We start from the raw sequence: 21432 nt of genomic DNA, 5'->3' as shown, positions 1-21432 counted from the left end.
GGCCGAAATCCAACCTGACGGCTCGATCATGGGCCAAATCTGCTTCCACAACGGCGACGATGCTAATTTCATCGCCCGCAAATGCACTTCTTCAACAGCCTGCTAAAGCGCGTCAGTTCGGTGCGATGCGCTTTAGCGGTACAGCCATTGCTTCAGGCAGCTTCTGGCCACGATATGCGCCGGCGGCAGCACCGGCTGGTCGAAGCGGGAATCGTCGGCAGCCCTGTCGCGAGCCTTTTCCAAGAGCAGGCGAAGCTCGGCCGGGCGCACGCGGTCTCGCTCCATCACGAGTTGGATCATCGGGTCGTTCAAAAGCTCGTCCAGGGGGTTGCTGCTCTCGCTCATCCGTCGCCTCCTCGATGCCTTCCCGCGTGGCGCTTAGATAGGCAGCCAATGATGGCCCGCCAATGACGCTTTGCCGGCTATCTCGTGAATCGAAGATGAAATTTTTGTGCAGGCATTCTTCCTTCTCCCATTGTTGTGGGAGAACGGAAAACTCTATGCCGGCGGTGCCCCCTCATATTGCGGCAGGCCGTCATCCAGCCGCACCCAAGGCTGCTTCGAAGCGGTCCAGAAATGCATGTCGGGCTTGAACGCGGACGGATCGTCGAGCGAGCCGGATGTGACGCCGAGAATGCCCCTGGAGTCACGTCGCGAAAAGATCGTCGTGCCGCAAGCCGGGCAGAAGCCACGCTTGAGGTCCGGCGAGGAATTGACCGTCGCCACCGGCCCCTCGATCGTGACATCATCGATGCGAAACAGGAGTCGCGCATTGAAGGCGGCGCCGATCGCCTTCTGGCACAGCCGGCAATGGCAGACGCGCTCGTTGATTGGTTCGGCCTCGGCGCGATAGCGCACTGCGCCGCACAGGCATCCGCCCTGGTATTTCGCCATTTCCAAGTACCCGATTGACAGGAAGGCCGGCACGGTAGCGGCGAACATCGGAGCGTCAATTAAAAAGCATTGATAGGACGCGATCGCTCACGGTGATGCCGGGCTGACACGGCAACAGATAGGATGGCGTCAGTGGCGCCGCGCCTGGACGAGGTAGGCGTCGATCTCGGTTTCGCCGAGCCATTTGGCGGCTTCCAGCCGGTGCAGCCCTTCGACCAGGACATGACGCTTGCCGTCGTGGCGCACCTGGATCGGCATCTTCATGCCGTTCTCGAGGATATCCTCGGCAAGATGGCGCACCGTCTCCGGATGCAGCGTCTTGCGCCTCGCCATCGGCACATAGATGTCGTCGACCTTGACCCTTTGCACGCGCAGCATCTTGGCTCCCGGCGTTCAAACATCGCCTGAAGATCAAATAAGCCGTTTGCCGGATAAGGCCAAGCGCCTGCTGGCCCGATCGTTTCCATTTGACGCTTGGCCGCCCTACGGTCTCAATGGCGACCTCTTGGTTTCGGTTTTTCCATGACGCAACGGCCCGCCGACTTTCCCGATTTCGGACTGACGCCCGAGCAGCGCCGGGAGGCGGTGCGTGGGCATTATTACGAGTGGCCCGGCATGGATGGCTCGAGCGGCGAGATCTGGTGCTACAGCGACCGCTTTTCCTATCGTCCGGGCGAGACGGTGACGCTTTTCGTCAGCTCGACGGCCCCGCAATTCAGAATTGTCATCGTCCGCCACGGCGGCGATGAAACCAAGGTCTTCGATGGGTCGGGACTGTCGGCGCGCTGGCAGGAAACGCCCGAGCAATGTTCGGTCGACGGCTGCGGCTGGGAAGCCTCGTTCGAATTCCGCATCGGCGATGACTGGCCGTCGGGAGCTTACCGTGTCAGGCTTTCGGCTGAAGGGCCGGACGGCACGCCGATCGAGAGCCACCACCTCTTCATCGTCGCGCCCCTGCCCGGCCGCAAGCCTGGTCGCCTGCTGCAGATCGCCGCGACCGGCACCTGGCTCGCCTATAACACCTGGGGCGGCTCCAACCACTATCAGGGCATCACCGGCCCGAACCGCGACCGATATGCGACGATGGTCTCCACGCAGCGCCCTTGGTGCCGCGGCTTCGTCGTGCTGCCCAAGGATGCACCGCGCGTGCCGCTGGAAGTCGCGATGCCGCCGAAGACCGTGCCGCGTTATCCGCATATGGAATGGGCCTTTGCCACGGGACATTCGAAGAAATACGCGTCTTCCGGCTGGGCAAGCTACGACAGCCATTTCTTCCGCTTTGCCGAACGCGCTGGATATCAGGTCGACCTCGCCAGCCAGCACGAGCTGCACTTCTCGCCGGAAATCCTCGACGGCTATGATTGCGTCGTCTTCGTCGGCCACGACGAATACTGGACCTGGGAGATGCGCGACGCGGTGGACGCCTATGTCGAGCGCGGTGGCCACGCGGCGCGCTTCGCCGGCAATTTCATGTGGCAGACCAGGCTGGAGGACGAGGGCCGCCGCCAGGTTTGCTACAAATACCGGGCGCGGGCCGAAGACCCGGCCTATCGCGGCGTCGACATCACCCGCGCCACCAATTCCTGGGAAGCGCCGGAGATCGGGCGTCCGGGCAGCGCTACCTTCGGCCTCAACGCGACGCGTGGCGTCTATGCCGGCTGGGGCGGCTGCGCGCCGCGCGGCGTGCGCGGCTTCCCTGTTTACCGCCCCGAGCACTGGGCCTTCGCCGGCACCGGCATCTATTATGGCGACCTGCTTGGCGCCGACAGCCATGTCTATGGCTATGAGGTCGACGGGCTCGATTTCGAGATACGCGGCGGCCTGCCCTACCCGACTGCGGAGAGCGGAGCGCCGGACGGCTTGCAGGTGCTGGCCGTCGGCCTGGCGAGCCAGGTCGAGGAAAGCGCCGACATTCCGATCGAAGACCAGTTTCTCACCGACGAGGACGGCCGCTTCACCGCCGAGACTTTGTTCGGCGAGGCCAGCGACGCCAATCTCGACAAGGTCAAGCGCGGCAACGGCATGATCGTCAATTTCCCGCGCGGCAAGGGCGAAGTCTTCCACGCCGGAAGCTGCGAATGGGTCGCCGGCCTGCTAAGGCAGGACGCGATGGTCGAACGCGTCACCAAGAATGTTCTCGACCGCTATCTCGGAAAGTCCTGATATGCCGACACCGGAAGTGCAGCCCTCGCCTGAAGCCGAAGCGCGGCCGCCGTCGCATTTGTTCTATCTCTCCAGCCTGCGCCGGCCACTCGTCGACCGCGCCGAGGGCATCTATTTCTGGACCAAGGACGGCCGCCGCTTCATCGACGGTTCAAGCGGACCGATGGTCGCCAATATCGGCCATTCCAACCGCAACGTGCTCGACGCCATGAAGCGGCAGATGGACAAGACCACCTTCGCCTATCGGCTTCATTTCGAGAACGAACCGGCGGAAGAACTGGCGCGGGCACTGGCTCACAAGCTGCCCGAAGGCATGGACCGCATCTTCTTCGTCTCGGGCGGCTCGGAAGCGACCGAATCCTGCATCAAACTCGCCCGGCAATGGGCGGTCGCCACCGGGCAGCCGAAGCGCTGGAAGGTGATCACCCGCTTCCCGTCCTATCACGGTGGCACGCTGGGTTCGCTCGCCATCACCGGCGACGACGCGCTTGCCGAGACTTTTACGCCGTTGATGCGGGTGATGCCGACGGTGCCGGCGCCGGCCGCCTGGCGCGATCGCGACAACCTCTCGATGGAGCAGCGCGGCATCCGTTATGCCGACATGCTCGAAGACAAGATACAGGCCGAGGGCCCGCAAAGCGTGCTCGCCTTCATCATGGAACCCGTCGGCGGCGCGGCAACGGCAGCCCTTGTCGCGCCCGACAGCTACTATGCGCGCATCCGCGAGATATGCGACCGCTACGGCATCCTGCTCATCCATGACGAGGTGATGAGCGGTGCCGGCCGCACCGGTAAATTTTTGGGCGGCGACCATTGGAGCTGCAAGCCGGACATCGTCGCGCTGTCAAAAGGGCTGGGCTCCGGCTATGCGCCGCTCGGCGCGCTGGCGGCTCCCATGCGGCTCGTCGAGCCGCTGCTCGCCTCGGGCGGCTTCCAGCACGGCCACACCTACGCCGGCAATCCGCTTGCCTGTGCGGCCGGCCTTGCGGTGCTGAGCGAAATGGACCGGCTCGATCTCATCGCCAACGCCGCGACCATGGGCGATGTGCTGATCGCAGAGTTGAAGGCGTTGCAGAAGCGTTTCCCTTTCATCGCCGACGTGCGCGGCAAGGGCTTGCTGCTCGGCGCCGAGATGGTCGCCGATCCGGAGGCGCTGACGCCGATCGCGCCGGCGAAAAAGGCAACGCAGCGCCTGCTCGACCACGCCTATGCGCGCGGCCTGATCATCTATGGCCGCAAGGTCAAGGGGGGCGTCGACGGCGACAATTTCATGGTGGCGCCGCCGATGATCATCACGCGCGAGCAGATCGGCGAGATGATCGCAATCATCGGCGACTCGCTTGAGGCGCTGGCAGCCGAACTCGACCTGCCGGTGGCCGGCTGAGGGTGAAATGGCGCTTTGAGATGTCCTGAGATGTTCGCGATCCTTCGCACCCCCCTCTGGCCTGCCGGACATCTCCCCCGCAAGGGGGAAGATCCGATGTCGCTGTCGCTTTCGCCAATCGCCGACGTTGCAGGAACAGCGCCGTCGGTGCACCTGCTGATCTCCCCCGTTGCGGGGGAGATGTCCGGCAGGAGAGAGGGGGGTGCCTGGGCGCCCTACTTGTCGTGAGCACGATTATCCTCCGTCCCGGCCGGATCGAGGATGCCGAGACCATCCATGCCGCCTTGCTGCGCCTCGGCACCCACATCGGCGCGCATCAGGAGATCACCTCGACACCGGATGACCTCCGCCGCTACGGCTTCGGCGCAAACCCCGCCTTTTCGACCTTGGTCGCCGAGGTCGACGGCGAGTTCGCCGGGCTTTGCCTCCACTTCCCGATCTTTTCGACCTGGATGGGCCGGCCCGGGGTCTTTGTGCAGGACCTCTATGTCGAGGACCGCTTTCGCGGCCGCCGCATCGGTGAGAAGCTGTTGCGGCGCGTGGCCAAGGAGTGTCGCGCTGCAGGCGGCGTCTATCTCAGGCTCTCCGTCGACACCGATAACGAGACCGCCAAGACGTTCTATGAAAAGCTCGGTATCGGCTGGTCGAGCTACGAGCAGGTGCAGAAGATTGTCGGCGAGGCCTTTTTTGCCTTTGCCGACGCGCTGGAGGACGAACGATGAAAGCCTTCTATGCCGAGGAACAGAAGCGCCATGACCCGAAGGCCTTCCTTTCCAGCGGCGCGCCGCAGCCCAATCCGGAAAAGCCGGAACGGGTCGAGAGATTGCTACCCGGCGCAAGATCGGCCGGCGTGACGATCGAGAGGCCGAAGGACCATGGCATTGGGCCGATCGCCGCCGTGCATACGCCCGAATATCTCGACTTTCTCGAGCACATCTTCGCGCGCTGGCAACGCATCGAAGGCGCCTCGGCGGAGGTCATCCCGAACATCCATCCAATCGGCCGCGGCGGCTCCTATCCGGCCTCGGCGGTCGGCCAGGCCGGCTATCATATGGCCGACACAGCCTGCCCGATCTCGGCAGAGACCTGGAACAGTGCGCTCTGGAGCGCCTGGAGCGCAGTGGAAGCCGCCGAAGCCGTGATGGCCGGCGCGACGGCGGCTTACGCGCTCTGCCGCCCGCCTGGCCATCACGCCTTTGCCGACGTGGCGGGCGGCTTCTGCTTCATCAACAATTCCGCGGTCGCCGCGCAGGTGCTGAGAAAGGACGCGGGACGCGTCGCCATACTCGATGTCGACCTGCATCACGGCAACGGCACGCAGGGAATCTTTTACGCCCGGCCTGATATTCTGACCGTCTCGCTGCATGCCGATCCGGTGCGCTTCTATCCCTTCTTCTGGGGCCATGCCGACGAGCGCGGCGAAGGGGCGGGCCTCGGCTACAACCTCAACCTGCCGCTGCCGCGCAAATCCGGCGACGCGGCCTTTCTGGAGGCGTTGGAAACAGCCTTCCAGCGCATCCACGCCTTCGCGCCGGAAGCGCTGGTTGTCGCGCTCGGCCTCGACGCATTTCAAGGCGATCCGTTCGGAGGCCTTTCGGTGACGACGCCCGGCTTCGCCCGCATCGGCGAGGCGATCGCCGGCCTTGGCCTGCCGACGGTCATCATCCAGGAGGGCGGCTACCTCTGCGATGCGCTCGGCGACAACCTCACCGCTTTCCTGACCGGCTTTGGCGGGAAGAAAGGATAGTTCAGGCGCGCTGCTGCCTCAGCATTGCAATGACGCGATGTACGCTTTCCAGTGTCTCGTCGATCTCTGCGGTCGTGTTGTAGTGCGCGATGCCGATGCGCACGACGCCCTGCTCCGGCGGAATGCCGAGTTGGTGGACGATCTCCCATGCATAGTTGTGGCCGGACCACAGGAAGATGTTTTCGGCATTCATCTGTCGCACGATCGTTTCCGGCGCGATGCCCTCTACCGTGAAGGAAATTGTCGGCACGCGATCGCCGAAGCGTTCCGGCTCGGTGATGCCGCGGATGGTCAGCCCCTCGATGTCCGACAGGCCCTCGATCAACTGTAGGGCGAGCGCGTTCTCGTAAGCGATCGACACTTCGAAGGCCCTCGCTATCCGCTGCCGCCGCGAACCGCCCTCGCCGGCTGCGGCGCCGAGATCGGCGAAGTAGTCGACCGCTGCGGTCAATCCAGCCATCAGCTCGATCTGCGGGGTGCCAAGCTCGAACCTTTCCGGCAGGTGGTTGGACGAACAGCGGCATTTGTAGGGTATCAGCGCATCGATGACGTCGCGGCGGCCCCACAATATGCCCATATGCGGCCCGAAGAATTTATAGGCCGAGCAGACCAGGAAATCGCAGCCCAGCGCCTGAACGTCGATCAGCCCGTGCGGCGCGAATTGCACCGCGTCGACATAGACCAGCGCCCCGGCCTGCTTGGCGAGTGCCGTCAGCTCGCTGACGCGGTTGATCGAGCCGGTGAGGTTCGAGGCATAGTTCAGCGCCACAAGCCGCGTCTTTTCCGAAAGCAGCGCCTCCAGCCCCGCTTCCTCGACCTGCCAGCTTTTCTCGTCGAAGGGCAGGAAACGCACGACAAGGCCGAGATCCTCTGCAAGCTGCAGCCAGGGCGAGACATTGCCCTCGTGGTCCATGCGGGTGAGGATGATCTCGTCGCCCGGCTTCATCGTCCGGCCGAGTGTGCGCGACATGTGGTAGGTCAGCGTCGTCATATTGGCGCCGATGATGATTTCCTCGACGCTCGCCGCACCGAGAAAATCGGCCATCGCCGCATGCGCATCGTCGACCACCTGCTGCGCCGCGACCGTCGTTTCGAAGAAGCCGCCGAGGTTGGCGTTTGTCGTTAGCAGGCAGCGCGAGACCGCATCCGCCACCGCCTGCGGCACCTGGGTTCCGGCGGGATTGTCGAGATAGATGCGACGGCGGCTCTTGTCGGTCAGCGAAAGTGCTGGAAACCGTCCGCGCGCGAGCTCGATCGGAAAATCTGCCATCGCCTCCATCCCTTCGTCCTTCTCAATGATTTCCAGTCACGGGCAAGGGTTGCCGACGCGCTGGTGGATGGCGTCGACTGCCTTCTGCATCTCCTCCGTCCAGCGGACCTCGACCGAAGACAGCGCCATGTCGAGCTGCGCGACGCTGGTGGCGCCGACGATGTTCGCGGTCACAAAAGGCCGGCTCGTCACATAGGCGTTGGCGAAGAGCGCCGGCTCCATGCCGAAGGAGCGCGCCAGCTCACTGTATTGGAGCAGCACTTCCGCCGCATTCGGCGTCTCGTAGCGCTGGCCGCGATTAAAGAGCTGCGTGCGCGAGCCTTGCGGCCGGGCGCCGTGATCATATTTGCCAGTGAGGTAGCCCTGCGCCAGCGGAGAATAAGGTAGAAACGCGACCTCTTCGCGTTGGCAGACTTCGGCCAGGTTCACCTCGAAGGTGCGGTTGACGAGATTGTAGGCGTTCTGCAGCGAGGCGACGCGCGGGCCGACGCCCTTGTCGGACTCGGCCAGGAAACGCATGACGCCCCACGAGCTTTCGTTCGACAGGCCTAAATGGCGTATTTTTCCCGCCTTCACCAGTTCCTCGAAAACAGCGAGCGTCTCGGCGATCGGCGTCTCGTCCGCCGGCGTGCCGACAGCATCAGCCCGCCGCGCTACCGCCCCGACCCGCGTCGGGTTCGAACCCCAGGGAATGTCCCGGTCCGGCCAGTGGATCTGGTAGAGATCGATGTAATCGGTGCGGAGCTTGGCGAGCGACTTCTCGACCGCATCGAAAATGTCGGCGCGCACAAGCTTCGATGGCCGGTCGCCGCGAAACCAGGCGTTGGCCGTGCGGCCGACCACTTTCGAGGCGATGATTACCGTGTCGCGGTTGCCCTTGATCTTCATCCAACTGCCGATGATCCTCTCGGTCCACCCTTGCGTCTCGGCTTTGGGCGGGATCGGGTAAAGCTCGGCGGTGTCGATGAAATTCACGCCGCGCGAAAAGGCCAGATCCATCTGCGCATGGCCTTCGGCTTCGGTGTTCTGCTGGCCCCAGGTCATCGAACCGAGGCAGATTCGCGAAACAAGGAGGTCTGTCCGACCGAGGCGGCGTTTTTGCATGAAATGTCTCCGGCGGGAGGTGGGCGCGCGGCTGCGCGGGGAGGAATTCAAGCATAAGGCATAGGCCGGATTTTCTCCAAGCCGGTCCTGGCGACTTTTGCGTGAATTCGGAAACCGGTTAGCGTCGTGCCGCGGCCAGCGCGCGCCGCTTGGCCTCGTCGATCAGCATGTTGGCCACTTGCATGCGGATCATGGCGCGCTGACGCAGATGCGGGGCGACACGGTCCGGATGGTTGGCGAAGGCGAAGTTGCGTCGAATGCGGCCGAAATCGGTATCCTTCGCAGGGCGATCGAGGCCGAGCTCGCCGGCAATCGATTCAGGGTCGATCGGCGCCAGCTCTTCCTCAGGGCGATGCTCTTCCTCAGCGAGAGCCAGCTTGGCCTGGTCGAGAAGCGCGGCGAACTCGGCGGCAAGGTCGGCGCCCGCTTCGCGGTACTCGGCGGCGACGCTTTCGCCGGCGACCTTGATGCGGCCGGAGTGAAGCTCGTCCGCCACCGACAGATAGTCGAATGGAATAGAGGGCCGGGCGCCCCCGTCTTCGCCCTTCTCGGAAGCGATGATGAGGTCGTCGAGCAACGAAGCGAAATCCAGCTTGTTCCCGGTGCCGATCTCAGCCTCCTCCTGTCGCAACGGCATTCATTGTTGCCGTCGACCATAGATCGCTGTCGTTAAAAATGAATGCCGACGACATTAACGATTGCGGGTGTTGCAGCTGCAGACGCCGGCCGGAAAGATCAAAGCCGCGCTGCATTTGATACCGACCGGCAGGTCGCCAGAGTGGCGAGGAAAAAGCCCGCCCAGAGGCCAGGACCGTGGCGTACGGTCGAGTTTCCGCAAAAGTTTCAGAAGAGAAGCGATTTTGGCGGAAAAAATTCACCAGGCATGGCTGCCATGCACTTGCTGCACTGCACAATTGTAACAAATCACCTATATTCTCGGCGTGTGGAGGACAAACAAGGGGCTGGAATATGGGGTTCTTCACCGAAATGTTCGCGCGGCCGCGGCCGCAGGAACAACAGCGTTACCGATCGGCGCTCGCGCTGCTGAACGCGATGAGCAACGCCGACCGCGCCGATATCGGCATCAAGCCGGCCGACTTTCCGCGTATCGCCCGCGAGATGTCGATACGCTGATTCAACGATGAAAAAGAGGGTTCTCGGCCGCGCCGGGAAACCTCTCCGTGTTCAGCGTCCCAGGAAAATCGACTTGCCCAGCGGCACGCCATTGTGCCGCAGGATGTCGTATGCCGTGGTGATGTGGAAGTAGAAGTTCGGCATGGCTGCGTTGAGCAGATATTGCAGTCCGGCCATTGAGACCTCGCGTCCGGCAAGCCTCAATTCGATCGTCCGCTCCTCCGACCCGTCCAGATCGGCGGCCGAGAATGTCGCCAGATGATCGAGGGTCTTGGCGATTCGGGCGTGCAGCTCTGCGAAACTGGACTCGTTGTCCTCGTATTTCGGCACTTCGCGGCCGGCGAGCCGCGACGGCGCGCCCTTGGCATGATCGGTGGCGATCTGTACCTGCCGGGTCAGCGCGAACATGTCGGGCGCCAGCCTCGCGGTCAGAAACACCTGAGGGTCGATCTTGCGGTCGGCGGCGTTCTGTTCGGCCAGTGACAGCACGCTGGCCAGCGCCTTCAGCCGGGCCGAAAAGACGGCCACGGAAATATCGTACATGGATATGGTCACGTGAGTTATCTCCCCAGGCGGCGTCAGCGCCGCGGGCCGTGAGCTAGCGCTTCCCGGCTCGATTCTTCAAGCAGCCCGTGCGCCCCTGTCACCGCCTCGCCGCAATCGCGGTGGTAGTATTTTCGTTATCGAGCGGAGATTCCCGATGAGACCTGCCATTCTCGCAGCGACTGCCTTGTTCTCCCTTGCGGCCATCGGCCGGTCGGCGCTTGCAGCCGAAGCCCCTTATATCGACGACCGGTCCAGTGCAGAGGCTGTTGTTCGCTCGCTCTACAGCGCGATCAACCGGCATGAATTCGCCCGCGCCTGGGGTTATTTCGGCGACACCAAGCCGGCAAAAGATTTCGATGCCTTCGTTAAAGGCTACGACAGCACCGACGCGGTCGAGGTCAAGACCGGCGCGGTATCGGACGAGGGTGCTGCCGGCAGCATCTACTACAGCGTCCCTGTCGCCATCCAGGCCACCGACAAGAAGGGCGAAGCCAAAATCTTTGCCGGCTGCTACACGCTTCGCCAGGTCAACGCGCAGATCCAGGAACCGCCGTTCCAGCCGATCTTTATCGACAAGGGCGCCCTGAAGCCGTCGACTTCGGATTTCCAGGATGCCGTGCCGACAAGCTGCGGCGACGGCCCGCCGCCGCCCAAGAAGGACGAGGCGCTGGAACAGGCCAGGAAGGCGTTCCTCGCCGCCTATGGCGAGCAGTGCGACAAGGAGAACCCGGAAGGCAAGCCGGCCGGCGAGCCGGACGCCTACTCGATCCATTACAAGGACAAGGACGCTGGAGCCGACGAGCCGGAGCGCGAGACGCGGCTCTTCCGCTTCTTCTGCTCGATGGCCGCCTACAATGAAAGCGCGGTCTATTACATCTATGACGATGTGTCCGGCGTCCGGCAGTTGCAGTTCGCCGCGCCGGAACTCGACATCCGTTACGAGAACAACAACAGTGAAGGCAAGGTCGAGGGCATCCACATCATCGGCTTCCAGACCGACGACCAGCTGGTCAATTCCGAATATGACGACAAGACCAAGACGATCACCTCGATGAACAAATGGCGCGGCGTCGGCGACGCTTCATCGACCGGCACCTATCTGTTCCGCCACGGCAATTTCTCGCTGGTGCAGTATGATGTCGATGCGTCTTACGACGGCGAGATCAATCCCGAGACCGTCCTGGACTACAACACGCCGCCTTGATCAGGGCGCTTTCGTCAGCATCCAGTTGAGTGTGCCGCGCCAATCGACCATGCGGATCGGCGTCCCATGCGTGCCGGTCTCGAACCGCACGAAGCGGGTCGGATAGCTCTTCGATTTGGCGAGGATCGAGCGGAAGAAGGTTTCCTGCTTCTCAACCTGGAAAACCACGTCACGGCTGCCCTGGCCGAAGAACACCGGCACCCGACGCTTGAAGGCCGGGCTGGTCAAGAAGCTTTGGTCCCAGAGCGAGCCGAGCAGCAGCAGCCCACTGACGCGGGCGCCAGTATCCTTGCGGTCCGCCAGCTTCCAGCAGAGGATACCGCCCATCGAGCCGCAGGCGACGAAGATTTTCGCGCCGGGCGATGTCTCTGCATAGTGGTCGATCAACGCCGCGACCTGGGCGGCGCCCTTGTCGCCGAAATCGGGAAAGTCCGGCGAAAGATAAAGACCGCCATTTTCGGCCATCAAATTCTTGAGGCGGTTGAAATTACCGCCGAAGGTGAAGTCGTCGACGCCCTGCTTGCGGCTGCCGCCCTGCCCGTGCAGATAAAGCACGATGATGGCGGCACCTTGCGTCTTGCCGACTGCGACATGCCGGACATCGCCGACATCGGTCTTCAGCATCAAGTCCTGCTGCATCTTGCGCACGCCGGGGTCGGTATATTGGGCATGCACACGCCTTTCCGGCACCTCGTCGCGCTGATTGATGTCGCGCATCTCGCGATAGTCGAGCACCGTATAGGCACCGTTGTCGCCGCTCGACAGCGTCGCCGGGTAAGCGAAAAGCTCGTCCTTGAAGGGTTTCAGCGACAACGTCTGGCCCTCGGCGGCAGAGAGCGAAAAAGCTGTTGCGGCGAGCAAAGTGAGGAAAGTTCGGCAGCGCAAAGACATTCCGAAGCCATGCGAAATTCGGCTTCGGTTTGTCAATCCTGCAGCACGCCGCCCGCGCGTTCCAGCGCCTCGCGCGTATCGACGTCGATCGAAGCGCCCTGCCCGATTTCGACATCGATGACGTCGAGCCCTTCGGCCTCGACCAAATGGCGCGCGCCAGTATCGCCTTCGAGCTGCGCGACGGCGGCAAAGAGCGACCGCGGCAGCAGCACCGGGTTGCCGCGTTTGCCGTGATGCGCTGCGCGCACCACCGCGCGGCCCCCGGATCGGCGGAACGCATCGATCAGGCTATCGAGATCCTTAGACGAGATACCAGGCATGTCGCCGAGCACGATCATGGCGCCGGCCGCGTCGGGCGCGACCCGCGCGATGCCCGCCTTGAGCGACGAGGCCAACCCGTCGGCGAAGTCCGGATTGTGGGCAAGCGTGATATCGAGACCTGAGAGCGCCGAGCGCACCCGCTCGCGCTGATGGCCGGTGACGACGATGGCGTTGGCCGCTTTCGATCCCAGCGCCCGCTCGGCGGTGCGCCGCACCAGCGGCTTGCCGTCGAACAGCGCCAGCAGTTTGTTCGGCCCGCCCATGCGGCTGGAGCGCCCGGCGGCGAGAAGCACGATGTCGACCCTCGGCTCCGCTTTTGCCGACCGCGACGGCAGCGGCTCGCGCGGCTGTGGCCTGGACGGGATTTCCATCAACAGGCCTCCGACGCCCATGCCGGCAATGTCGCTCGCCGTCACGTCAAGCCCCGCGACCAGCCGGTCCAGCACCCAGTCGAAACCGTTTTCCTTCGGGCTGCGGGCACAGCCGGGCGCGCCGATGACGCGCTTGCCGCCGAGCGTTCCGAGCACCAGCAGATTGCCGGGATCGACCGGCATGCCGGCTCGAATGACTTTGCCGCCCGCCTTCTCGATCGCGGCAGGGATGACATCGGCGAAATCGGCCAGCGCCGAGGCGCCGAAGATCACCACCATGTCGTTGTCGCGCGCCAGCGCGCTTGCTGCTTCCGCAACAAGCGTCACGTCATGCGGCGTGCGCCGCTCCGCAGTCAGCCGGCCGCCGGAGCGCGCCAGCCGCGCCTCGGTGACCCGCAGCGTCTTGTCGAGCACGCTCGGCTTCAAGCCGGGCAGCGTCGTCTGGATGACGCCGACATTGACCGGGCGATAGGCGTTGACGGCGAAGATTTCGCCGCCGGCGCAAATCTTGGCCACCGCATCGACCAGGCTCGCAGCGACGGCAAACGGAATGATCTTCACCGTCGCCACCATCTGGCCCGCCTCGACAGGCGCGTGCTGCGCCAGGGTGGCGATGGTGATCGCCGGGTCGATGGCATTGATGGCGTCGATCATCTTGGCGTCGACGGTGAAGACGCCTGCGGTTTCGGCATGCAGGTTCACGCGTCCGGTTGCAGCGGGCTTCGTCTCGACGTGGCGATGGGACATGCTCAACGCGATCTTTTCGGCCGCGGCATCCTCGCCGAGATCATGGGGAGAGAGAACGGCCACGACCACTTCACTGATGCCGGCCGCCTTCAGCGCCGCAACGTCCTCGCCGTTCAGCCGATGCGCCTTGCGGAATCGCCGCTCGCCGGCAGTGGTTGCATGCGCCAGCACCGCGCCTTCGGCCTCATCGATCGCGATCGGACCGAACTTCACGCCACCGCGCCTTTGCTTTCCAGGCCGCGCGAGCGGAAGGCGTGGATGGTTTGTGCCAGCACCGCTACGGCGATCTCGGCCGGGCTCGCGGCGCCGATATCGAGACCGATCGGCGCATGGATGCGGGCGATCTGGTCGGCGCTGGCGCCCAGCGCCAGCAGACGCTCGACCCGCTTGGCGTGAGTCTTCCTGCTGCCAAGCGCGCCGACATAGAAGCACCTGGCGTCGAGCGCCGCCTTCAGCGCGAAATCGTCGATCTTCGGATCGTGGGTGACGGCGGCAAGCGCGGTGTAGCTGTCGAGCGGCTGGCGCTTCAGCACATCTTCCGGCCATTCGGCATGCAGCGCTACACCGTGAAAGCGCTCCGGCGTGGCGAAGGCGGTGCGCGGATCGATGATCTCGACTGGATAGCCGGCGATTCTGGCCATTGGCGCGAGCGCCTGGCTGATATGCACCGCTCCGATCACCACAAGGCGCGGGCGCGGCAGATGCGCATTGAGAAAGAAAGTCCGCCCTTCCGCTTCCACCGATCGAGAGATGCCGGTGCGAAACGCACTGGCGATCGCCGCGCCGAGCTCGCCCGCGACGCGGTCGCCTTCACACACGATGCGGTCGCGGCCGTCACCGAGGTCGGTGACCAGCACCGCGGCGCGCCTGGCGCGGCGCTCTTCGTTCAATGTTTTGAGAACATATGGGTCCATCCGCAGTCAACCCAGCCGCTCGACATAGACCTTGATGCGGCCGCCGCAGGACAGGCCGACCTGCCAGGCGGTTTCGTCGGCGACGCCGAACTCCAGCATCCTCGGTTTGCCCGAGCTGATGACGTCGATCGCCTCGGTCACCACCGCGCCCTCGACACAGCCGCCGGAAACCGAACCGTGGAAATTCCCTTCGGCGTCGATGACCAGATGGCTGCCGGCCGGGCGCGGCGCCGAACCCCAGGTTTCGACCACGGTCGCGATGGCGACATCCTTGCCGTCCTTCATCCAGCCTTCCGCGATGATCAGGGGATCGCGGGCCTCATCGAGATAAATGCTCTCGTCCATCGTCGCTTCTCGCAAAGTCTGTTTTCCCGGGGAACGTCCCAGAGGAATGTATCGGTGCGAAACATATGGCTACGCGGCCCGCCTGTCGCCAGTTCGCAGCCAGCGCGGGTCAACCGCTGCGGCCGGCCGCTGGTCGAGCGAGGCGCAAGGATCGGCCAGCGCGTCCAGATTGTGCACGGCGCGGAACTCGTCGACACGCGGCAGTATCGCCTTCACTACGCGGGGGCGCCTCGACCCATCAAACGCAAGAGGGGTTTTCACAGAACGTGGTAGTCGCGGTTGTGGTAGATCAGCGGCCGCAAATTATCGCCGATGCGCAGGCCTGTCACCTTGCCAAAAAGCACACGGTGGGTGGCCAAATCCTTGGTATCGATGATCTGACAATCGAAGACGGCGAGCGCGCCTTTCAGCGTCGGCGCGCCGGTCGAGATCACGTCCCATTCGCCGAGCGCGAAGCGCTCCTCGGACGGCAGGCCGGTGATGCCGGAAAAGCCGACCGACAGCGCCTCCTGGTCCGAGGCGAGTGTGTTCAGCGCGAAATTGCCGTTCCGGATGAAGGCCTCGTTCTTGGGATTTTCGCGGTTGAGGCAGACAAGCACGGCGGGCGGCGTATCCGAGACCGAGCAGGCGGCAATCACCGTTGCGCCTCGTCTCCCGGCCGGGCCGTCCGTGGTCACCACATGCACATGGCCGGCAAAATGCGCCATCGCATCGCGATAGGCTTGCGGCCCGATGTCATTAATCTTCAGCACCCGATGATCCACCTGCCAAAACGGAAGCTCGTTATATATGGCTGCATATTGTATGACACAAGCGAAGTGCTTGAGCGCAATCCTGAATTCGCGTGTTGCACCCGGATTAGGCAGCCTTTAGGTCTTTGCTGGAATAGTGCCGGAACAATACTCCCGGCACGGAGGACCTCTTCGCCCGAATGCGCCTTCTCACGACGACTTTAGCCGCGCTGCTTTGGCTGGGCGCGAGCGTCCATGCCGAGACGCTGGTTGGCGTCGCCGCACCGCTGTCCGGGCCGTCGGCGATCCTCGGCAAGCAGATCGAGGCGGGGACCGCGCTGGCGGCGGACGCCGAAGGGGTCGCGGTCCGAACCGTTGACGACGCCTGCACGGCCGACGGCGGTGCAGCGGCTGCCAGGCAATTCGTGGATGCTAAGGTCAATATCGTTGTCGGTTTTCTTTGCACCGAAGCGATCGAGGCGGCGCTGCCGATCCTGAAGGACGCCAACATTCCGGTCGTCGCGATCGGCGTGCGCACCGAGAGCCTGACCGACCGCCGCGCGAAGACCGGCTGGCCTGTCTACCGGCTTGGGCCGCGCGGCGACGACGAACGCAATGCGGTGGCCACGATCCTCACTCGGCTCTGGCAGAACGAATTGTTCGCCATTATCGATGACGGCACCATCTATGGCCGAGAGATCGCGGAGACTTTCCGCGCGGCCGCCGAGCAGGCGGCGCTGAAACCGGTCTTCGTCGACACGTTCCGGCCGCAGCTCGACAACCAGATCGGGCTGATCGGCCGCCTGAAGAAAGCGGGGGCTACGAAAGTGTTTGCCGGCGGCGACGGCGACGACATCGCCATCATGGGGCGCGACGCTGCCTCGCTCAATGCCGGCATCACCTTCGCCGGCGGCGAGACGCTGCGCACGCCACCCGGCGATGTGCCCTATGCGGCCGGCACACTGATGATCGCGTTGCCGGAGTGGTCAGAAGTCGCGGACCCCAAGGTCGTGCAGGCCTTTGGCGAAAGGAAGATCGTGACCGACGGCTACACGCTGCCGGCTTATGCCGCGGTGGAGATCGCCAAGGCGGCAGCGGTCGACGCAGAAAGCTCCGGCAGGCCGCTCGCCAAGACGCTGACCGGCCATGATTTCGCGACCGCTATCGGCACCGTCCGCTTCGACGAAAAGGGTGATCTCAGCCAAAACCCATTCCGCGCCTTCCGCTTCGACGGCTCCCATTTCGTGCCGCTGGAGGAAAACTGATGTTCCGCACCGGTCCACGCAACCTGATCACCGACGTCGCCGGCGTCACCGTCGGCAATGCTGCTGACGCCAGGCTGAAGTCCGGCGTCACGGTAGTGCTTTGCGAGGAGCCGGCGGCGGCCGGAGTCCAGGTGCTGGGTGGCGCACCGGGCACGCGTGAGACCGACCTGCTCGAGCCGCAAAACTCGATCGCGACCATTCACGCAGTCGTGCTGTCCGGCGGCTCGGCCTTCGGCCTCGATGCCGCTTCCGGCGTCCAGGCAGCGCTGCGGGAGAAAAACATCGGCGTCGAGGTGGGTGGCTTTCGCGTGCCGATCGTGCCGGCCGCGATCCTCTTCGACCTGCGCAATGGCGGCGACAAGGACTGGGGCCGCTATCCGCCCTATCGCGAGCTTGGCTACGAGGCGGCTCAGGCGACAACGACCGACTTCCCGCTCGGTACGGTCGGCGCCGGTACCGGCGCTCTGACTTCCGGTCTGAAGGGCGGGCTGGGTTCGGCCTCGACGATGCTCGACAGCGGCGTCACCATCGGCGCGCTCGCTGCCGTCAACCCGACCGGTTCGGTGACGGTCGGACGCAGCCGCCATTTCTGGGCCGCTCCCTTCGAGATCGGCGATGAATTCGGCGGCCTGGGTTATCCCGATCCCATACCGAAAGACGCCAGGAAAATACTCTTGAAATACCGCGACAGGCGCGCAGGGGAACCGCCAGAGGGCGCCAGCACGACGATTGCCGTCATTGCCACCGATGCCGTGCTTTCCAAGTCGGCCGCCAAACGGCTGGCGATTTCGGCGCATGACGGATTTGCCCGCGCCATTTGGCCGACGCACACACCGGCCGACGGCGATCTCGTTTTCGCGATCGCGACCGGCAGCAGCGGCATCGAACTCAGCGCCGATGCAGCGATCGATCTCTATGCCGCAGCGGGGTCTACGATGGCCCGCGCCGTCAGCCGCGGCGTCCACGCGGCGAGGCCGGCCGACGGCGATCTCTTTCCGGTCTGGTCGTCCCGCTAGAGTTCTGGACGTCGGTCAGGTCGGGTCGGACTTCTCTTCCTCGAACGTGACCGCGACGTCCGAATTCGCCGAGAGCCAGACCTTCTTTCCTTCGATCTCCGCGACCAGAGCCAGCGGAACGTAATGGTGGTGGCCTTTGTGCGAGCCCATGCCGCTGTCGGCCTTGGTCAGCTTGATGCGCTGCCCCTCGACCTTGTCGACGGTGCCGACATGGACGCCATCGGCGCCGACTACTTCCATATGCTCGCGTATCTTACTGACATCGACGGTCATGCTGGTCCCTCCGGTGGGTGGCCGCGCGTCCCTGTCGGGCGCCCACAATAACAAACGGCCGCCGGATTGGATGCATCGAGCGGCACGTCTTGTTCACCATGGCGTGATAGCCATGACGCCAATGAGACAGGGAGCATTGCCACCAGGCAAGCCGAACCGCTTTTCGCCGCGGAACGCGGCCCAGCGACCGTAACCTCGCTGCAGCCGGCCTCCTTGCGTCTGCGCCTGGCAAACCGCCTGCGCGACGCTCTGCCCTCGGCAGGCACGGCAATTGTCGGCGCCTTGTTGTGGGGGCCTGCGATGGCGGCGAGCGCTTTCCTCAATCTGTATTATTGGGAGACGCCGGACAGCGCCCGCTTCGTCGTGCTGCTGTATGCGCTCGGCGGCGCGCTTGCTTTTCCGGTCGGGCTGACGTTCGCCGCGCTGGTATCGCGCGGCCGCCACTGGGAAACCGCGCTCGCCGCAGCTTTCGTATGCCTGCTCGGCGCGACGCTCGCTTTCACCGGCGGGCTGTTTGCCCTGCAATACCGTTCTTACTACGCCGAGTGGCACGCGCCGGCCTTCACGCGGACCTGGGGGTCTGAGTTCGTGTTCACGATCCTCGCTGCGCTCTACCAGTTCCTCGTCCTTGGCATCCGGCTCTATTTTCCGTTCGGCTTTGCCGCACTTGCCGCCGCCAGCATCTGGTTTGCACGCCGGCGGCGTTGAGCATTGAGCCGGCCTCTGTTAGGACGCGGCCAAAGCTTCTCCCAGCAGGACTAAGAAACCATGATCCCTCGCTATTCCCGGCCGGAAATGGTCGCCATCTGGTCGCCCGAAACCCGGTTCCGCATCTGGTTCGAGATCGAGGCTTATGCCTGCGATGCGCTGGCCGAGCTCGGCGTCATCCCGAAGGAAGCCGCCAAGACCATTTGGGAAAAGGGCGGCGCGGCCAAATTCGACGTCGATAAGATTGACGAGATCGAGCGCGTCACCAAGCATGACGTGATTGCATTCCTGACCCATCTCGCCGAATTCGTCGGACCGGACGCCCGCTTCATTCACCAGGGCATGACCTCGTCGGACGTGCTCGACACCTGCCTTGCGGTCCAATTGACTCGCGCCAGCGACATTCTGCTTGCCGACATTGACGCGCTGCTTGTGGCCCTGAAGCGCCGCGCCTTCGAGCACAAGGATACCATCACCATCGGCCGCAGCCACGGCATCCATGCCGAGCCGACCACCTTCGGCGTCAAGCTGGCGCTGGCCTATGCCGAATTCTCGCGTTGCCGCGAGCGGTTGCTGCACGCGCGCGAAGACATCGCCACCTGCGCCATCTCGGGCGCGGTCGGCACCTTCGCCAACATCGATCCCTATGTCGAAGAGCATGTGGCGAAGAAACTCGGCCTGAAGCCGGAACCGGTCTCGACTCAGGTCATTCCGCGAGACCGCCATGCGATCTTCTTCGCTACGCTCGGCGTGATCGCCTCGTCGGTCGAGCGCCTGGCGGTCGAAATCCGGCATCTGCAGCGCACCGAGGTGCTGGAAGCGGAAGAATATTTCTCGCCGGGACAAAAGGGCTCGTCGGCGATGCCGCACAAGCGCAACCCGGTGCTGACCGAGAATCTCACCGGCCTTGCCCGCATGGTCCGCTCCTACGCCATGCCGGCCATGGAGGATGTGGCGCTGTGGCACGAGCGCGATATCTCGCACTCCTCGGTGGAGCGCATGATCGGGCCGGACGCGACGGTGACGCTCGACTTCGCGTTGGCACGCCTGACCGGCGTCGTCGATAAGCTGCTCGTTTACCCCGAGAACATGGTGAAGAACCTCAACAAGTTCCGCGGCCTGGTGCATTCGCAGCGCGTGCTGCTGGCGTTGACGCAGGCTGGCGTGTCACGCGAGGATGCCTATCGCCTGGTGCAGCGCAACGCCATGAAGGTATGGGAGCAAGGTGCTGATTTCCTTGAGGAACTGCTTGCCGACAAGGACGTGACAGCGGCACTGCCCGAGGCCGAGATCCGCGAGAAGTTCGACCTCGGCTATCACACCAAGCATGTCGACACGATCTTCAGGCGGGTGTTTGGACAGGCCTGAGTCCGGGGGAAGGCCCGCTAGTGTCGCGCAGCCCTAGTCAAGCCTTGCCAGGCACCGTCCTGATCACCGTGCCCCAGGGATCTTCACGCGTCGTCTCGGCCTTCACGTTATCCGAGCGCATTTCGACCCAGGCGAGGCCCGAGCGAGAGGGATCGCGGCGGCCGGCGCCGGCGCTGCGCCAGGAATTGGCACCGATATGGTGGTGGTAGTGGCCGGAGGACAGGAACACAGCCTGACCGCCATATTTGGCGACCGTGTCGAAGCCGAATTCGTCATGCCACCACGCTTCGGCGTCTTCCGGACGCCCGACGCGCAGGTGGACGTGGCCGACAATGGTGTTTTCCGGCGCTCCCTGCCAGCCGGCATCACCGACGGGCACGCTGGCGACGACCGCGGGGAGGTTCAGCCGCTCGGTCGACATTGCGATCTTGTCGCCGTTCCATTTCCAATCCTGCGGACGGCGATCGGCGTAGATCTCGATGCCGTTGCCTTCAGGGTCGGTGAGGTAGAGCGCCTCGCTGACCAGATGGTCCGAAGCGCCTTCGATGCTTATCCGGTTGGCAGCGGCGTAGCTGATCCACCGGCCAAGATCGGCGCGCGATGGCAGCAGGAAGGCAGTATGGAACAGGCCGGCGCTGCGTGGGTCGTCAGGCTTCGCCGAGGCATCCTGCTCCAGCACCAGCAGCGGGCGTCCCGCGGCACCGAGGGTGATCGCGCCATCGGCGCGGCTCAACTCCTGCAGGCCGACGACGGCGCGATAATAGGCGGCAAGGTTTTCGGCATCGCGCGCCCTCAATCCGACACGCGCGACGCTGACCGGGGTGGTCGCGGCAAAAGGCAGTTCGCTCATCACACTCTCCGTTCGGGCGCCGATCTCACGAAGGGCAGTCGCGCCGACGTTTATTAGTCATTCCTGTTCCCCCTCCAGATCGTTCATCGCCATCGTTCACACAAGGTTGAAAGAATCGAACACGTTGTTCACCTTTGTGATGCCACTGCGTCCCACCGGCCGGTTGCATCAGACAAGGGTGCTCGC

At 64.1% G+C, this 21432-nt stretch carries 24 protein-coding genes and 1 pseudogene; 10 read left to right on the top strand and 15 right to left on the bottom strand.

The genetic code is table 11. The features are described 5' to 3' along the window. Window positions 1–132 precede the first annotated feature (132 nt). From CK221_RS25030 to CK221_RS25020, 3 genes are all read right to left on the bottom strand, one after another. On the bottom strand, window positions 133–345 hold the full coding sequence (locus tag CK221_RS25030) for a hypothetical protein (RefSeq protein ID WP_067328366.1): 213 nt from the start codon (window positions 343–345) through the stop codon (window positions 133–135). A gap of 153 nt (window positions 346–498) precedes the next feature. Next, complete coding sequence (locus tag CK221_RS25025) at window positions 499–894, bottom strand: GFA family protein (RefSeq protein WP_095779642.1); 396 nt, start codon at window positions 892–894, stop codon at window positions 499–501. 129 nt (window positions 895–1023) lie between these two features. Further along, window positions 1024–1272: a ParB N-terminal domain-containing protein gene (locus CK221_RS25020; RefSeq protein WP_066995224.1), complete on the bottom strand. Its 249-nt coding sequence runs from the start codon at window positions 1270–1272 to the stop codon at window positions 1024–1026. Between the two features lie 144 nt (window positions 1273–1416). Here CK221_RS25020 and CK221_RS25015 point away from each other — a divergent pair, with 144 nt between their 5' ends. From CK221_RS25015 to CK221_RS24995, 4 genes are all read left to right on the top strand, one after another. Then, window positions 1417–3057, top strand: a complete 1641-nt coding sequence (locus CK221_RS25015) for a N,N-dimethylformamidase beta subunit family domain-containing protein (RefSeq protein WP_095779630.1) — start codon at window positions 1417–1419, stop codon at window positions 3055–3057. A 1-nt stretch (window position 3058) separates the two neighbouring features. Beyond that, on the top strand, window positions 3059–4441 hold the full coding sequence (locus CK221_RS25010; protein WP_095779629.1) for an aspartate aminotransferase family protein: 1383 nt from the start codon (window positions 3059–3061) through the stop codon (window positions 4439–4441). 224 nt (window positions 4442–4665) lie between these two features. Then, a complete protein-coding gene (locus CK221_RS25000; protein WP_095779627.1) occupies window positions 4666–5163 on the top strand; it encodes a GNAT family N-acetyltransferase in 498 nt (165 codons plus the stop codon). Further along, the gene (locus CK221_RS24995) at window positions 5160–6188 is read left to right on the top strand and encodes a histone deacetylase family protein (protein WP_095779626.1); all 1029 of its coding nucleotides are present in this window, start codon (window positions 5160–5162) and stop codon (window positions 6186–6188) included. Before CK221_RS25000 ends, CK221_RS24995 begins: the two co-directional genes overlap by 4 nt. A gap of 1 nt (window position 6189) precedes the next feature. On the opposite strand, the gene CK221_RS24990 is transcribed toward CK221_RS24995, so the two are convergent. The 3 genes from CK221_RS24990 to CK221_RS24980 all read right to left on the bottom strand — a co-directional run bounded on the left by CK221_RS24990 (window position 6190) and on the right by CK221_RS24980 (window position 9199). Continuing rightward, window positions 6190–7458 (bottom strand): cysteine desulfurase-like protein, encoded by a 1269-nt coding sequence (locus CK221_RS24990; protein WP_095779641.1) that lies wholly within the window; start codon window positions 7456–7458, stop codon window positions 6190–6192. 36 nt (window positions 7459–7494) lie between these two features. Beyond that, a complete protein-coding gene (locus tag CK221_RS24985) occupies window positions 7495–8562 on the bottom strand; it encodes an aldo/keto reductase (protein WP_095779625.1) in 1068 nt (355 codons plus the stop codon). A gap of 118 nt (window positions 8563–8680) precedes the next feature. Beyond that, entirely contained in the window at window positions 8681–9199 is a 519-nt protein-coding gene (locus CK221_RS24980; protein ID WP_179294479.1) for a hypothetical protein, read from the bottom strand. 332 nt (window positions 9200–9531) lie between these two features. On the opposite strand from CK221_RS24980, the gene CK221_RS24975 reads away from it, so the two are divergent. Continuing rightward, complete coding sequence (locus CK221_RS24975) at window positions 9532–9696, top strand: DUF1127 domain-containing protein (protein ID WP_082954041.1); 165 nt, start codon at window positions 9532–9534, stop codon at window positions 9694–9696. 51 nt (window positions 9697–9747) lie between these two features. Here CK221_RS24975 and CK221_RS24970 read toward each other — a convergent pair whose 3' ends face one another. Then, entirely contained in the window at window positions 9748–10251 is a 504-nt protein-coding gene (locus CK221_RS24970) for a DUF1993 family protein (protein WP_095779624.1), read from the bottom strand. Between the two features lie 145 nt (window positions 10252–10396). On the opposite strand from CK221_RS24970, the gene CK221_RS24965 reads away from it, so the two are divergent. Next, on the top strand, window positions 10397–11446 hold the full coding sequence (locus CK221_RS24965) for a DUF1176 domain-containing protein (protein ID WP_095779623.1): 1050 nt from the start codon (window positions 10397–10399) through the stop codon (window positions 11444–11446). On the opposite strand, the gene CK221_RS24960 is transcribed toward CK221_RS24965, so the two are convergent. The 6 genes and pseudogenes from CK221_RS24960 to CK221_RS24935 all read right to left on the bottom strand — a co-directional run bounded on the left by CK221_RS24960 (window position 11447) and on the right by CK221_RS24935 (window position 15787). Further along, the gene (locus CK221_RS24960) at window positions 11447–12337 is read right to left on the bottom strand and encodes an alpha/beta fold hydrolase (protein ID WP_095779622.1); all 891 of its coding nucleotides are present in this window, start codon (window positions 12335–12337) and stop codon (window positions 11447–11449) included. A gap of 32 nt (window positions 12338–12369) precedes the next feature. Further along, entirely contained in the window at window positions 12370–13989 is a 1620-nt protein-coding gene (locus CK221_RS24955) for a molybdopterin-binding/glycosyltransferase family 2 protein (RefSeq protein WP_095779621.1), read from the bottom strand. Further along, window positions 13986–14690, bottom strand: a complete 705-nt coding sequence (locus CK221_RS24950; RefSeq protein WP_095779620.1) for an XdhC family protein — start codon at window positions 14688–14690, stop codon at window positions 13986–13988. The genes CK221_RS24955 and CK221_RS24950 overlap by 4 nt, the downstream gene beginning before the upstream one ends. Before the next feature lie 6 nt (window positions 14691–14696). Continuing rightward, window positions 14697–15035, bottom strand: a complete 339-nt coding sequence (locus CK221_RS24945) for an XdhC family protein (protein ID WP_095779619.1) — start codon at window positions 15033–15035, stop codon at window positions 14697–14699. A 69-nt stretch (window positions 15036–15104) separates the two neighbouring features. After that, a pseudogene (locus CK221_RS24940) lies at window positions 15105–15287 on the bottom strand (VWA domain-containing protein); the annotation flags it as partial. Window positions 15288–15292: 5 nt separating this feature from the next. Then, window positions 15293–15787, bottom strand: a complete 495-nt coding sequence (locus CK221_RS24935) for a flavin reductase (protein WP_067328468.1) — start codon at window positions 15785–15787, stop codon at window positions 15293–15295. Between the two features lie 179 nt (window positions 15788–15966). Between CK221_RS24935 and CK221_RS24930 the strand changes: the two genes are divergently transcribed. After that, window positions 15967–17031 (top strand): branched-chain amino acid ABC transporter substrate-binding protein, encoded by a 1065-nt coding sequence (locus CK221_RS24930; protein ID WP_095779618.1) that lies wholly within the window; start codon window positions 15967–15969, stop codon window positions 17029–17031. After that, window positions 17031–18047 carry a P1 family peptidase gene (locus CK221_RS24925; RefSeq protein WP_095779617.1) on the top strand — a complete coding sequence of 339 codons (1017 nt, stop codon included), beginning with the start codon at window positions 17031–17033 and terminating at the stop codon, window positions 18045–18047. The genes CK221_RS24930 and CK221_RS24925 overlap by 1 nt, the downstream gene beginning before the upstream one ends. Before the next feature lie 15 nt (window positions 18048–18062). Here the strand turns inward: CK221_RS24925 and CK221_RS24920 are convergent, their stop codons facing one another. Next, window positions 18063–18320 (bottom strand): DUF2171 domain-containing protein, encoded by a 258-nt coding sequence (locus CK221_RS24920; protein ID WP_066995318.1) that lies wholly within the window; start codon window positions 18318–18320, stop codon window positions 18063–18065. Window positions 18321–18539: 219 nt separating this feature from the next. Between CK221_RS24920 and CK221_RS24915 the strand changes: the two genes are divergently transcribed. Both CK221_RS24915 and purB read left to right on the top strand, forming a co-directional pair. Next, window positions 18540–19028 carry a hypothetical protein gene (locus CK221_RS24915; protein WP_245430738.1) on the top strand — a complete coding sequence of 163 codons (489 nt, stop codon included), beginning with the start codon at window positions 18540–18542 and terminating at the stop codon, window positions 19026–19028. A 60-nt stretch (window positions 19029–19088) separates the two neighbouring features. Beyond that, the gene (gene purB / locus CK221_RS24910; protein ID WP_095779615.1) at window positions 19089–20396 is read left to right on the top strand and encodes an adenylosuccinate lyase; all 1308 of its coding nucleotides are present in this window, start codon (window positions 19089–19091) and stop codon (window positions 20394–20396) included. 37 nt (window positions 20397–20433) lie between these two features. Here the strand turns inward: purB and CK221_RS24905 are convergent, their stop codons facing one another. Continuing rightward, on the bottom strand, window positions 20434–21246 hold the full coding sequence (locus tag CK221_RS24905) for a VOC family protein (RefSeq protein WP_095779614.1): 813 nt from the start codon (window positions 21244–21246) through the stop codon (window positions 20434–20436). Window positions 21247–21432 lie beyond the last annotated feature (186 nt).

The organism is Mesorhizobium sp. WSM3868, assembly GCF_002294785.1.
GTDB lineage: Bacteria > Pseudomonadota > Alphaproteobacteria > Rhizobiales > Rhizobiaceae > Mesorhizobium.
The sequence above is the reverse complement of the archived record's forward strand: the minus strand, read 5'-3'. Positions and strand labels throughout refer to the sequence as shown.